Raw genomic sequence first — 13,079 nt, 5'->3', positions numbered from 1 at the left:
CATCCAGAGGATTCGCCAGATGAAAAGACGTTCTTTGCTTAAAGCTTTTGCGCTCACCGCCACGGCGATGAGTATCGGGTTCAGCTGGGGTGCGCAGGCTGCGGACACCATTAAAGTCGGTATTCTCTCTTCGCTGTCCGGCACCATGGCTATCTCAGAAACGCCGCTGAAAGATGTGGCGCTGATGACCATTGATGAGATCAACGCGAAGGGCGGCGTGCTGGGGAAAAAATTGCAGCCGGTGGTGGTGGATCCGGCATCGAACTGGCCGCTGTTTGCCGAAAAAGCCCGCCAGCTGCTGACGCAGGACAAAGTCGCCGCCGTCTTTGGCTGCTGGACATCGGTTTCGCGTAAATCGGTGCTGCCGGTGTTTGAAGAGCTGAACGGCCTGCTGTTCTATCCGGTGCAGTATGAAGGCGAAGAGATGTCGCCAAACGTCTTCTATACCGGCGCTGCGCCTAACCAGCAGGCGATTCCGGCGGTGGAATACCTGATGAGCGAGGACGGCGGCAGTGCAAAACGCTTCTTCCTGCTCGGCACCGACTACGTCTATCCACGCACCACCAATAAGATCCTGCGCGCCTTCCTGCACAGCAAGGGGGTGAAGGACAGCGACATTGAAGAGGTCTACACGCCCTTTGGCTACAGCGACTATCAGACCATCGTTGCCAACATCAAAAAATTCTCGGCGGCAGGCAAAACGGCGGTGGTTTCCACCATCAACGGCGACTCCAACGTCCCCTTCTATAAAGAGCTGGCTAATCAGGGCATTAAAGCCACCGACGTTCCGGTGGTCGCCTTCTCGGTAGGCGAAGAGGAGCTGCGCGGTATTGACACCAAACCGCTGGTCGGCAACCTGGCCGCGTGGAACTACTTCGAATCGCTGGATAACCCGGTCAACAAGAAATTTGTCGCTGACTACCGCGCTTACGCCAAAGCCCACAATCTGCCGAACTACAGCACCGCCGTGACCAACGACCCGATGGAGGCAACATACGTTGGCATTCATATGTGGGCGCAGGCGGTGGAAAAAGCGGGCAGCACCGATGTGGACAAAGTCCGTGCGGCAATGGCCGGGCAAACCTTTAACGCGCCGGATGGCTTTACCCTGACGATGGACAACAGCAACCACCACCTGCACAAGCCGGTGATGATTGGCGAAATCGAAGATAACGGTCAGTTCAACGTGGTATGGCAGACCGACAAACCGGTGCGTGCCCAGCCGTGGAGCCCGTATATCCCCGGTAACGACAAAAAACCAGATAGTCCGGTGAAAACAACGCATTAAAAATCACGGGCGGGGTTTCCCGCCCTTCACCCGCAACATGAATGGACATTGCGATGAACATACAGCGACTGTTTTCGCAGCTGGTGGCGCTGTGCCTGCTGATCCCGCTGGCGGCCTTTGCCGGACCCGCAGCAGACTTCGCCAGCGCCAGCCGCAGCGACCAAATCCGCCTGCTTCAGCAGTGGGCCGCCGCGCCGGATAGCTCGCGCACCGCTTTTCTTCACGCCTTAAAGCAGGAAAACGTGGTGCTGGATGAGAATAAGCAGCCGTTCAGCGAAGCAGACGGCAAACTGACCGCCCTCGACAGCGCGTTGCAGCCCACGGGCAGTACCAAAAAACTGTTTATTAACAACCGGCTGCGCGTGCAGATTGCCACCACGCTCGCCGCGCATCAGTTGCTCAGCGATAACCGCGATAACCGCCTGGCGGCCGCGCGTCAGTTGCAAAATGATGCCGAAGCCGCGCAGCTTCCGCTGCTGAGCCGACAACTGGCCTCTGAACGGGACAGCGCAGTCCATGCGGTGCTGGCTCAGGCCGTTGCCGGTTTGCAGGTAGCGGATGCCAGCCCACAGGTACGGCTGCGGGCGGTGCAACTGCTTAGTGAGACCAGCGATCCGCAAACCGAAGCCACGCTTTTGCGTCTGAGCCAGCCACAGAACGAGCCGGATGCAGCGGTACGCGCCGCCGCCAGTGACGGGCTTAAGCAGATAAAACAGCGGCTGCTGTGGGGGGATTTGCTGGGCCAGGCATTTACCGGCCTGTCGCTGGGTTCAGTGCTGCTGCTGGCGGCGCTGGGGCTGGCGATCACCTACGGCCTGCTCGGCGTGATCAATATGGCCCATGGCGAAATGTTGATGCTTGGCGCGTACGCCACCTGGCTGGTGCAGACGCTGTTTCAGCGCTACGCGCCGGAGTGGCTGGCGCTTTATCCCCTGCTGGCGCTGCCGGTAGCCTTTATCATCACCGCCACCATCGGCATGGTGCTGGAAAGAACCGTCATCCGCCATCTGTATGGCCGCCCGCTGGAGACACTGCTGGCGACCTGGGGGATCAGCCTGATGCTGATCCAGCTGGTGCGGATGCTGTTTGGCAGTCAGAACCTGGAAGTGGCTAATCCACCGTGGTTATCCGGCGGTATCCAGCTGCTGCCCAACCTGGTGCTGCCGTATAACCGCATCGTGGTTATCCTGTTTGTCTTTGCGGTGCTGCTCCTCACCTGGCTGCTGCTGAACAAAACCCGGCTGGGCCTGAACGTGCGGGCGGTGACGCAAAATCGGGCGATGGCCGACTGCTGCGGCGTGGCAACAGGCCGGGTGGATATGCTGGCCTTCGGGCTGGGTTCCGGCATCGCCGGCCTCGGCGGCGTGGCGCTGTCGCAGCTGGGTAATGTCGGCCCGGAGTTAGGCCAGGGCTACATTATCGACTCCTTCCTGGTGGTGGTGACCGGCGGCGTCGGACAGCTGGCCGGCACGGTGGTGGCCGCCTTCGGGCTGGGCATTCTTAACAAGGTGCTGGAACCGCAAATTGGTGCGGTACTCGGCAAAATCCTGATCCTGGTGCTGATCGTGCTGTTTATCCAGAAACGCCCCCAGGGACTGTTCGCCGTTAAAGGGAGGGTGACCGACTGATGGCTCAAACTGTAACGCTCTCGCTGGCTGAAAAAGCCCCGCGCCTCAGTATCGCTGTCGGCCTGCTGGCCCTGTTGATCCTGCTGGTGCTGCCCTTCCTGGCGCTGCTGCCGACAGAAAATCCGCTGGCGGTATCCAGCTGGACGCTGACGCTGGTGGGCAAAATTCTCTGCTATGCCATTGTCGCCGTGGCGCTGGACCTGGTCTGGGGCTATGCCGGGCTGTTGTCGCTGGGTCATGGCTTATTCTTTGCGCTGGGCGGTTATGCGATGGGGATGTATCTGATGCGTCAGGCCGCCGGAGACGGGCTGCCTGCCTTTATGTCGTTCCTGTCGTGGGATCGCCTGCCGTGGTTCTGGGCCGGTACACAGCACTTTGCCTGGGCGCTGTGCCTGGCCGCGCTGGTGCCAGGACTGCTGGCTCTGGTGTTTGGCTGGTTTGCCTTTCGCTCCAGAATCAAAGGCGTCTATTTTTCGATTATCACCCAGGCACTGACGTACGCCGGGATGCTGCTGTTTTTTCGCAATGAAACCGGCTTTGGCGGTAATAACGGTTTCACCGGTTTTACCACCCTGCTGGGCTTTCCGGTGACCGCTATCCATACCCGCATCGGCCTGTTTATCGCCACCGTGCTGCTGCTGGTATTAAGCCTGGCGGTCGGTTTTGCGCTGGCGCGCAGTAAGTTTGGCCGGGTGCTGACCGCCGTTCGCGACGCGGAAAACCGCCTGATGTTCTGCGGCTATGATCCAAAAGGTTTCAAGCTGTTCGTCTGGACCCTGTCGGCCATCCTCTGTGGTCTGGCCGGTGCGCTCTATGTGCCGCAGGTGGGCATTATCAATCCCGGCGAAATGTCGCCCACCAACTCGATTGAAGCCGCTATCTGGGTGGCACTGGGCGGGCGCGGTACGCTGATTGGCCCGCTGCTGGGTGCCGGAATTGTTAACGGTGCCAAAAGCTGGTTTACCGTCGCCTTCCCGGAATACTGGCTGTTTTTTTTAGGGTTGATGTTCATCCTTGTGACGCTGTTCCTGCCACGAGGCGTCATTGGCCTGCTGCGCCGGAGGAAACATGAGTGAGCCACTTTTTACCCAGCCCCATCGTGCAGACCGGTATCGTCAGCAAAGCGACCCGCTGCTGCTGCTGGAAAATATTACGGTTTCCTTTGAGGGGTTTCGGGCGCTGAACGCGCTGTCGCTGAATATCGGCGTCGGTGAGCTTCGCTGCGTGATCGGCCCCAATGGCGCGGGGAAAACCACGCTGATGGATGTGATCACCTGCAAAACCCGGCCGGACAGTGGCCGGGTGCTGTACGACCAGAGCACCGATCTCACCACCCTGTCGCCGGTGGAGATTGCCCGTATCGGCATTGGCCGCAAGTTCCAGAAACCGACGGTGTTCGAAGCACTGACGGTGGCGGAAAACCTCGAAATTGCGCTGAAGGACGATAAGTCAGTCCTCGCCTGTCTGCGCAGCAAGCTGAACAGCGAACAACAGGACCGCATCGCCGAAACCCTCACGCTGTTGCGACTGGGTAACGAGCATCGTCGCCTCGCCGGCCTGTTATCACACGGGCAGAAACAGTTTCTGGAGATTGGCATGCTGCTGGTGCAGGACCCTCATCTGCTGTTACTGGATGAACCTGCGGCAGGCATGACCGACGCGGAGACCGAATACACCGCCGAGCTGTTTAAAAATCTGGCGGGACGGCATTCGCTGATGGTGGTGGAGCACGATATGGGCTTTGTCGAGACCATCGCTGACCATGTCACCGTGCTGCACCAGGGGCAGGTACTGGCTGAGGGTTCGCTGCGCGAGGTGCAGGCGAATGAACAGGTTATCGACGTTTATCTGGGGCGCTGAGATGTTACAGGTTTCTGAACTGAATCAATACTATGGCGGCAGTCATATTCTGCGCGGGCTCTCCTTTGATGTGCGTCCCGGAGAAATTACCTGTCTGCTGGGCCGTAACGGCGTGGGCAAAACCACCCTGCTGAAATGTCTGATGGGGCTGATCCCGGCCAAATCCGGCACGATTCGCTGGCAGGATAGCGTCATCAACGGCCGTAAGCCCCATCAGCGGGTGCAGGCGGGGATAGCTTATGTTCCCCAGGGACGCGAGATTTTTCCGCGTCTGACGGTGGAAGAGAATCTGCTGATGGGGCTGGCGCGTTTTTCCGGGGCGCAGGCCAGGCAGGTGCCGGAGGAGATCTGGCAGCTGTTCCCGGTGCTGAAAGAGATGAAACAGCGGCGCGGCGGCGATCTTTCCGGTGGACAGCAGCAGCAGCTGGCGATTGGTCGGGCGCTAGCCTGCCAGCCCCGGTTGCTGATCCTTGATGAGCCAACGGAAGGCATCCAGCCCTCGGTGATTAAAGAGATTGGCACGGTAATCCGTCAGCTGTCGCAGCGCGGCGATATGGCAATCCTGCTGGTCGAGCAGTTCTATGATTTTGCCGCCGGACTGGCCGACAGCTATCTGGTGATGTCACGCGGTGAAATTATCCAGCGGGGACGAGGAGAGACGATGGAAGCCGATGGCGTCAGGCGGCTGGTGGCGATTTGACCGACAGGGAGCCATAAGCGAGTCACGGCTCCCTGATATTCCAATTGACCTCGAAACGCAGTCCAGCCGACGCGCCGACTCTTTCGGGAGCGACCTGAACCTACGATGATAACCACTGCCCTTATCACCGCATATTCAAACAGAAAATTAAACCACCCAGCTGAGCGCAATCACCGCCAGTAAACCGACCACTGAATTAATCAACTCCAGCAATCCCCAGGTTTTGAAGGTGTCCTTCATTGATATACCAAACGTCTCTTTAAACAGCAGGAAACCGCCGTCATACATCAGCGTAATGGTATTGCTGCCACAGGCCACGGCCAGCACCATCAGTGCCGGATTGAGATGGAAGGCATCGATCATTGGAGCCACAATGCCCGCAGAAGTGATCGCCGCCACCGCACCCTGTCCGGTCAGGATGCGGATAATCGCGGTAATGATCCACGCAATAATAAACGGCGACAGGCTGACATCGCTCATCACATCGACAATATGGTCGCCCACCCCGGACTCAATAATCACCTGCTTAATTATCCCACCGGCACTGATCACAAACAGTACATTGGCAATACGCGAGATGGAATCGCTGACGCGGTGCGTAATATCGCTGGCGGTAGCGCCACGACGTAAGCCAAGAAACCAGATGGCGGCCATCGTTGCCAGCAACATACTGATCTCAGCACTGCCGAGGAAATCACACAGCTGCCCAGGTAAGGAGGTTTTACCCATGATCGGTTTAATAACTGATGCGAGGATCATCAACACCGCCGGGATCAGCGGGATCATCATGCTGATAAAGAAAGACGGCAACGCATCTGCCGGTTTCTCTTCAACAGGTTTAATCATCGCGTTCAAAGGAATTCTGGCAATTCCCGGCAACAATCGTGGAAGCAAAATACCCGCACAGAACAGAGCGGGGATCAGAACAATCGCACCATAAATATAGACCTGCACAATATCCGCATTAAACACGCCCACCAGCGCAACCGGACCAGGCTGAGGGGGAAACAGGCTGTGTCCCATTGTGGCGCCCACTACCGTTGGGACAACCAGCTTCATATAAGGAATATCGGCCTTTTTAGCGATATTCATCACCAGCGGCATAGCTATCAGAAAAGCGACCTCATAAAACATCGCAATACCAAATACCACGCCGATAAACATTAAACCCACCGCAAGAAACCGCGTGCCGCATTTTCTGATCACGGTGTCTGCAATCTGCTGGCTGGCTCCGGAGTCGGTCATAAACTTACCGATGATTGCCCCGAAAATAATAATCAGTGCCAGATGCCCCATAATACTGCCCAGCCCCTGCTGGACAATGGGAACTATTTTATTGACGGGAATGCCTTCCATGATGGCAATAAAAATACCTGCAATCAGTAAAGCAAAGATATTATGAAATTTAAATTTCAGATTGAGTATGATTAGCAGGCCAATCCCGACCAGCACCCAGAAAAGCGCAATAAAAGGTGTCATATATTTCCCTGTATGCAAATTTTACTCAGTGATGGCAAACAATAACGCCACTGTCTGCCACGCTCTCCCTTAACTTTTTTGTAAGGCTTCCCACAGCCCCAGCAAATAGGTCACCCCTAACGCCCGGTCATACAGACCATAGCCGGGACGGCCGGTTTCTCCCCAGATAAAACGTCCGTGATCCGGGCGAATATAACCGTCAAAACCGTTGTCATACAGCGCCTTCATCACCCGGAACATATCCAGCGAACCATATTGCGTGGGGTGTGCGCACTCATAAAAATCCTTATCCTGGATCAGCTTGATGTTACGCACATGGGCAAAAGGAATGCGTTTACGTCGGGTAAATTCAGCCAGAATGGCATACACATCGTTATCAGGATCTTCGGCGATCGACCCGGTACACAGGGTAATACCGTTAGCCTCTGAATCCACCGCCCGACATATCCAGTCAAGATCGTCACGGTTCTTCACAATACGCGGCAGGCCAAAAATGGAATAAGGCGGATCGTCAGGATGGATGGCCATTTTAATGCCCACCTCTTCACAGACCGGGATCACCGCCCGCAGAAAATAAGCCAGATTGTCACGCAGCTTCGTTTCATCCACATCCTGATAGCGGGCAAAAAGCTCTTTAACTTTCGCCAGTCGCTCCGGTTCCCAGCCCGGCAGCGCAAAGCCATTGGCACTCTCCAGCACCTCCTGCACCACCTCTTCCAGGCTCTTATCAATACCCTTTTTCTCAAAGGCCATGGTCAGCGAACCATCGGGCAGCACGTAGTTCATGTCGGTCTTCATCCAGTCGAACACCGGCATAAAGTTATAACAGATGACTTTGATACCCTGTTTCGCCAGGTTACGAATGGTTTGCTGATAATTTGCAATATAGCGATCGCGCGAGGCGCAGCCGATTTTGATGTCATCATGAATATTGACGCTCTCGATCACTTCCATTTGCAGACCGGCCTGATGGGCAAAGCCCACCAGCTGCGTAATTTTATCTTCCGGCCAGACCTCGCCGACCGGCACATCGTACAGCGCCCCGACCACGCCTTCGACGCCGGGCACCTGCCGCATATGCTCCAGAGGGATGCGGTCTTCCTCTGGTCCAAACCAACGCATTGTAAATTGCATAGTCATTATCCTGAGCTGAAAAAGTCGCCCTTAAGCTACCATACTAGTATTAAAAACGTCGATTGATGAACCTTGCGGGAATTGATCGTCGTCACAGTTATCTGCCTGTCAGCGGTAACCCTGATTGCAGCAGCCATGCTGCAACCTGCCGGGCCGTTTGCGGCAGCGCAATTTTTGCGGTTAAGATGCATTCCCTGCCTGACGTACGCAACGCCTTCAATTGTGGCTGGTTTCCGGCAGGAACCGCTATCAATCAATCAGGAAGCAGAAAGATGGAAACCCGTCGCGATGAACGCATAAAAAAACTGGCGCTCGCGCTGCAACGCACCGACAAAATCCACCTCAGAGAGGCGGCCCAACTGCTGAGTGTCTCTGAGATGACCATCCGTCGCGATCTCAGTGAGACAGGTGCCGTGGTGTCACTCCTTGGCGGCTATATTGTCAGCAGTGCAAAAAACAGTCACGGGCACTATTTTGTTTCCGAGAAGCAAACCCACAACGTGGAGAAGAAGCGCCGGCTGGGCCAGCTGGCCGCCACCTTAATCGACCCGGGCGACACGGTGTTTTTTGACTGCGGCACCACCCTGCCGTGGATGATTGATGCCATTGACGACCAGCTGGAATTTGTCGCGGTCTGCTGCGCGATGAATACCTTTATGGCGTTGAAAGAGAAGCCCGCCTGCCAGGTGTTTCTCAACGGCGGCGAATTTCACAGTGACAATGCGGTTTTCACGCCGCTGGGCCAGGGTTCCGTGCTGGACAATCTTTGTCCGGACAAAGCCTTTATCTCTGCGGCGGGTATTGATGCCGATCAGGGCGCAACCTGTTACAACCTTAATGAGCTGGCGATGAAACATCAGGCCCTGCTGCGCGCACGACAAAAAATTCTGGTGGCTGACAGCAGCAAATTTGGCAAGGTGCTGCCTGTGCGGATTGGCGATCTCGACCTTTTTACCCGCTTTGTCAGCGATGAAGCCGCACCCGCAGCGCTCGCCCTGCGCTTACAGCAATCCGGCGTGGTTCATCAACATCTTTGAACCGCTGAGGCAGCCACCCGTCCGTTCGACTTTTTCCCCGCTCACCGCTTAGCGGCGGCAAACACAAATGGCCTGGTTATCCTGCGGTCATCACGTTCTGCGACTGTGATTACCTGGTGAAACCAGCTAAACTTCGTCCCCTGAGCGGGTAACAGATGCCCCGGTTTACATCTTATTATCAGACAGCAAGAGGCTTATCCTACGTGGCTCAATTCGTCTACAGTATGCATCGCGTCGGCAAGGTGGTTCCGCCGAAACGCCATATCCTGAAAAATATCTCCCTGAGCTTTTTTCCCGGTGCCAAAATCGGCGTACTGGGTCTGAATGGCGCAGGTAAATCCACCCTGCTGCGCATCATGGCCGGTATCGACAAGGATATCGAAGGGGAAGCGCGCCCGCAGCCCGGCATTAAGATCGGCTACCTGCCGCAGGAACCGCAGCTTAACCTTGAACACACCGTGCGTGAGTCGGTGGAAGAAGCGCTGGCCGAAGTGGTGGGCGCGCTGAAGCGTCTGGATGAAGTGTATGCACTTTATGCCGAAGAGGACGCCGATTTCGATAAGCTGGCGGCTGAACAGGGACGGCTGGAAGAGATTATTCAGGCGCACGATGGCCACAACCTCAATACCCAGCTGGAACGTGCCGCCGACGCGCTGCGCCTGCCGGACTGGGAGGCTAAAATTGCCAATCTTTCCGGTGGTGAACGTCGTCGCGTTGCGCTGTGCCGTCTGCTGTTGGAAAAACCCGATATGCTGCTGCTCGACGAACCGACCAACCACCTGGATGCAGAATCCGTGGCGTGGCTGGAGCGCTTCCTGCACGACTTTGAAGGGACTGTGGTAGCTATCACCCACGACCGTTACTTCCTGGATAATGTGGCAGGCTGGATCCTGGAGCTGGACCGTGGCGAGGGGATCCCGTGGGAGGGTAACTACTCCTCCTGGCTGGAACAGAAAGATGCCCGTCTGGCGCAGGAAGCTTCCAGCGAAGCGGCCCGCCGTAAATCCATCGAGAAAGAGCTGGAGTGGGTTCGTCAGGGCACCAAAGGCCGTCAGTCAAAAGGCAAGGCCCGCCTGGCGCGCTTTGAAGAGCTTAACAGCACCGAATATCAGAAGCGTAACGAAACCAACGAACTGTTTATTCCACCGGGCGCGCGTCTGGGTGACAAAGTGGTGGAAGTCAGCAACCTGCGTAAGTCCTATGGTGACCGCGTACTGATTGACGATCTCTCCTTCTCCGTGCCGAAAGGTGCGATTGTCGGGATTATCGGTCCTAACGGCGCGGGTAAATCCACGCTGTTCCGCATGATGTCAGGCCAGGAACAGCCGGATTCCGGCAGTATTGTGCTGGGTGAAACCGTCAAACTGGCGTCGGTCGATCAGTTCCGTGACAGCATGGATAACGGCAAAACCGTCTGGGAAGAGGTGTCCGGCGGGCAGGACATCATGCGCATCGGCACCACTGAAATGCCAAGCCGTGCCTACGTCGGGCGCTTTAACTTTAAAGGCGTCGATCAGGGCAAGCGCGTGGGTGAACTCTCCGGTGGTGAGCGTGGTCGCCTGCACCTGGCGAAACTGTTGCAGGTTGGCGGCAACATGCTGCTGCTCGATGAACCAACCAACGACCTGGACATTGAAACCCTGCGCGCGCTGGAAAACGCCCTGCTGGAGTTTCCGGGCTGTGCGATGGTTATCTCGCATGACCGCTGGTTCCTTGACCGTATCGCCACCCACATCCTCGACTACCAGGATGAGGGCAAAATCGAATTTTTCGAAGGAAACTTTACCGAATACGAAGAGTATAAGAAGCGTACGCTGGGGGCCGATGCCCTGGAGCCAAAACGTATTAAATACAAACGTATGATTAAGTAACCTGTCCGGCGGGAGAGCTTCTCCCGCCTTTTTTCATCCTTTGTGCCTTCACTGATGCCCTTTCCCCACATCCTGCACTTATTGATAAAATTCCCGCAGTATCGGTGACTGCAAAGCATAATCAATAAAACTGATCAGCGCAGGCGAGTTAAGCTTACGACTGGGGTAAACCAGCCAGAGTTCATTGCCGCCTGGCGTCCACTCCGGCAACACCTCCACCAGCTTTTTCTCTGACAGCAGCTCATCACTGAGAAAGCGCGGCAACAGGGTAATGCCTCCGTCTTTCAGCGCACATTCGCGGGCATAAACCAGATTATTGGTCATATGGATGGACGGCAGCAGCCAGCGAAAATACTCTTCTCCCTTTTTCAACAGCCACTCGCCCCATGCCTGATGAGCAATGCAGTGATGTTCTGCCAGCTGCTGTGGATGCGTAATCGGCGGATACTTTGCCAGATAGCCGGCAGAGGCCACCAGCAGCCGTTCGCTGTAGCCAATTCGCCGCCCAATCAGCGATGAGTCCTGCGGTTCACCGGTGCGCAGGGCGATATCATAGCCATCCTGCACCAGGTCCTGCATCTCATCAGAAACTGCCACCTCCAGCGTGACATCCGGATAAGCCTGCTGAAAAGCGGCGTTAAGCCTTGCCAGCAGCGTCGCCCCTATCCCCGCCGGGGAAGTGATACGTAACCGGCCACTGGGATTATCCCGCAGGCGTTCAATTGCCATCGCGGCTCTTTCACTGGCCTGCAACATCTCCTGGCAATGCACCAGGTAGCGCTCTCCGGCAAAGGTCAGGTTTAGCTGGCGGGTGGTGCGATTAAGCAGGCGGAGCCCCAGCGCCTGTTCAAGCTGGCTGATGCGCTGGCTGACGCTGGATTTCGGCAACTCAGCCCGTCGGGCAGCACCGGTAAAACTGCCGCACTCAACCACCAGCGCGAAGAGCGCCATATCCTGGAGTTGTTTAAACATCATTGTTCACCTGAAACGAACACTTAGTTAGTCATTATACGAATTATCAGCGGTCCGCTGAGGTTCTACACTGAATAACACACCTCAAAGGAGATATGCTATGACAATCAAAGCAATTGCTGTTAATCCAGAAAAACCGGAGCAATTTTTTGAATTTCAAGCAAAAAATTGCATTCCAGGCGACTACGATCTGCGGGTGGAAGTGCGCGCAGCCTCGGTCAATCCGGTGGATACCAAAGTGCACAAGGGTGTACAAAAGAGTGGTCTGCAACAGCCGCGTATTCTGGGTTGGGATGCCAGCGGCGTGGTACTGGAAGTGGGCAGTAAAGTCAGTGGTTTCAGGCCTGGCGACGAAGTTTACTATGCGGGGGACATCACCCGTCCGGGCAGTAACAGCAGCCAGCAATTAGTGGATGCGCGCATCGTCAGCCACAAACCCACCTCGCTGAACTGGGCAGAGGCAGCCGCCATCCCGCTGACCGCGCTCACCGCGTGGGAAGGGTTGTTTGACCGGCTGCATATCGACCAGGCTGAGGAAGGCAAAACCTTACTGATCGTCGGCGGTGCGGGCGGGGTTGGCTCGCTGGCCATTCCTTTCGCCCGGCTGCACAGCAAGGTCACCATCATCGCCACCGCATCGCGTCCCGACTCAGCACAATGGTGTAAGGATCGTGGGGCTGACATGGTGATTGATTATAAAGATATGCCCGCAGAGCTGGAGAAACACGGCCTGAAACAGGTGGATTATATTTTCTGTCTGAATGATACCGACGGCCACTGGGAGACGATGGCAAAGCTGATTGCCCCTCAGGGACATATCTGCACCATCGTGGAAAATGAGCATCCCCTGAATATGGAACAGCTGAAGCTGAAAAGCGCCTCACTGCATTTTGAATTTATGTTCACCCGCAGTATGTTCACCACGCCGGATATCAGCCGTCAGGGTGACATTCTGCATCAGACCGCGAAGCTACTGGACGAAGGGAAAATCACCACGTCGCTCAGCAAAACGCTGCACGGACTGAGTGTGGAAACCCTGACTGAAGCGCACCGCCTGGTACTGGACGGCCATATGCGCGGTAAGGTGGTGGTCACCTGGTGACCGTCAAC

Annotated in this window: 11 protein-coding genes; 8 read left to right on the top strand and 3 right to left on the bottom strand. The window is 56.2% G+C overall.

Annotated features, from left to right (window positions below; all coding sequences use genetic code 11):
• The first annotated feature begins 19 nt into the window (after positions 1-19).
• The 5 genes from urtA to urtE are packed head-to-tail and all read left to right on the top strand — an operon-like array spanning position 20 to position 5,476.
• Positions 20-1,288, top strand: a complete 1,269-nt coding sequence (urtA, locus tag BG55_RS16230) for an urea ABC transporter substrate-binding protein (RefSeq protein ID WP_034939682.1) — start codon at positions 20-22, stop codon at positions 1,286-1,288.
• A gap of 53 nt (positions 1,289-1,341) precedes the next feature.
• Positions 1,342-2,916, top strand: a complete 1,575-nt coding sequence (gene urtB / locus BG55_RS16225; RefSeq protein WP_034939716.1) for an urea ABC transporter permease subunit UrtB — start codon at positions 1,342-1,344, stop codon at positions 2,914-2,916.
• Positions 2,916-3,992: an urea ABC transporter permease subunit UrtC gene (urtC, locus tag BG55_RS16220; RefSeq protein ID WP_034939679.1), complete on the top strand. Its 1,077-nt coding sequence runs from the start codon at positions 2,916-2,918 to the stop codon at positions 3,990-3,992. The genes urtB and urtC overlap by 1 nt, the downstream gene beginning before the upstream one ends.
• Positions 3,985-4,776: an urea ABC transporter ATP-binding protein UrtD gene (gene urtD, locus BG55_RS16215; protein ID WP_034939676.1), complete on the top strand. Its 792-nt coding sequence runs from the start codon at positions 3,985-3,987 to the stop codon at positions 4,774-4,776. The genes urtC and urtD overlap by 8 nt, the downstream gene beginning before the upstream one ends.
• Position 4,777: 1 nt before the next feature.
• Positions 4,778-5,476, top strand: coding sequence for an urea ABC transporter ATP-binding subunit UrtE (urtE, locus tag BG55_RS16210; protein ID WP_034939673.1), 699 nt, complete (start codon positions 4,778-4,780; stop codon positions 5,474-5,476).
• Positions 5,477-5,623: 147 nt separating this feature from the next.
• On the opposite strand, the gene BG55_RS16205 is transcribed toward urtE, so the two are convergent.
• Both BG55_RS16205 and uxuA read right to left on the bottom strand, forming a co-directional pair.
• The gene (locus tag BG55_RS16205) at positions 5,624-6,955 is read right to left on the bottom strand and encodes a gluconate:H+ symporter (protein WP_034939672.1); all 1,332 of its coding nucleotides are present in this window, start codon (positions 6,953-6,955) and stop codon (positions 5,624-5,626) included.
• A gap of 69 nt (positions 6,956-7,024) precedes the next feature.
• Complete coding sequence (gene uxuA, locus BG55_RS16200) at positions 7,025-8,089, bottom strand: mannonate dehydratase (protein WP_034939669.1); 1,065 nt, start codon at positions 8,087-8,089, stop codon at positions 7,025-7,027.
• 272 nt (positions 8,090-8,361) lie between these two features.
• Here uxuA and deoR point away from each other — a divergent pair, with 272 nt between their 5' ends.
• Positions 8,362-9,126, top strand: coding sequence for a DNA-binding transcriptional repressor DeoR (gene deoR, locus BG55_RS16195; protein WP_034939714.1), 765 nt, complete (start codon positions 8,362-8,364; stop codon positions 9,124-9,126).
• A 203-nt stretch (positions 9,127-9,329) separates the two neighbouring features.
• A complete protein-coding gene (ettA, locus tag BG55_RS16190; RefSeq protein ID WP_071995046.1) occupies positions 9,330-10,997 on the top strand; it encodes an energy-dependent translational throttle protein EttA in 1,668 nt (555 codons plus the stop codon).
• Positions 10,998-11,075: 78 nt separating this feature from the next.
• Here ettA and BG55_RS16185 read toward each other — a convergent pair whose 3' ends face one another.
• Positions 11,076-11,972 (bottom strand): LysR family transcriptional regulator, encoded by an 897-nt coding sequence (locus tag BG55_RS16185; protein ID WP_034939665.1) that lies wholly within the window; start codon positions 11,970-11,972, stop codon positions 11,076-11,078.
• Positions 11,973-12,069: 97 nt separating this feature from the next.
• On the opposite strand from BG55_RS16185, the gene BG55_RS16180 reads away from it, so the two are divergent.
• On the top strand, positions 12,070-13,071 hold the full coding sequence (locus BG55_RS16180) for a zinc-binding alcohol dehydrogenase family protein (protein ID WP_034939663.1): 1,002 nt from the start codon (positions 12,070-12,072) through the stop codon (positions 13,069-13,071).
• Positions 13,072-13,079: the final 8 nt, after the last annotated feature.

The organism is Erwinia mallotivora, from assembly GCF_000590885.1.
Taxonomy (GTDB): Bacteria; Pseudomonadota; Gammaproteobacteria; order Enterobacterales; family Enterobacteriaceae; genus Erwinia; species Erwinia mallotivora.
The sequence above is the reverse complement of the archived record's forward strand: the minus strand, read 5'-3'. Positions and strand labels throughout refer to the sequence as shown.

Bases quoted from the DNA above. Each gene is read 5' to 3' on its own strand.
- urtA (WP_034939682.1), top strand. From the start codon at position 20: ATGAAAAGACGTTCTTTGCTTAAAGCTTTTGCGCTCACCGCCACGGCG.
- urtB (WP_034939716.1), top strand. From the start codon at position 1,342: ATGAACATACAGCGACTGTTTTCGCAGCTGGTGGCGCTGTGCCTGCTG.
- urtC (WP_034939679.1), top strand. From the start codon at position 2,916: ATGGCTCAAACTGTAACGCTCTCGCTGGCTGAAAAAGCCCCGCGCCTC.
- urtD (WP_034939676.1), top strand. From the start codon at position 3,985: ATGAGTGAGCCACTTTTTACCCAGCCCCATCGTGCAGACCGGTATCGT.
- urtE (WP_034939673.1), top strand. From the start codon at position 4,778: ATGTTACAGGTTTCTGAACTGAATCAATACTATGGCGGCAGTCATATT.
- BG55_RS16205 (WP_034939672.1), bottom strand. From the start codon at position 6,955: ATGACACCTTTTATTGCGCTTTTCTGGGTGCTGGTCGGGATTGGCCTG.
- uxuA (WP_034939669.1), bottom strand. From the start codon at position 8,089: ATGCAATTTACAATGCGTTGGTTTGGACCAGAGGAAGACCGCATCCCT.
- deoR (WP_034939714.1), top strand. From the start codon at position 8,362: ATGGAAACCCGTCGCGATGAACGCATAAAAAAACTGGCGCTCGCGCTG.
- BG55_RS16185 (WP_034939665.1), bottom strand. From the start codon at position 11,972: ATGATGTTTAAACAACTCCAGGATATGGCGCTCTTCGCGCTGGTGGTT.
- BG55_RS16180 (WP_034939663.1), top strand. From the start codon at position 12,070: ATGACAATCAAAGCAATTGCTGTTAATCCAGAAAAACCGGAGCAATTT.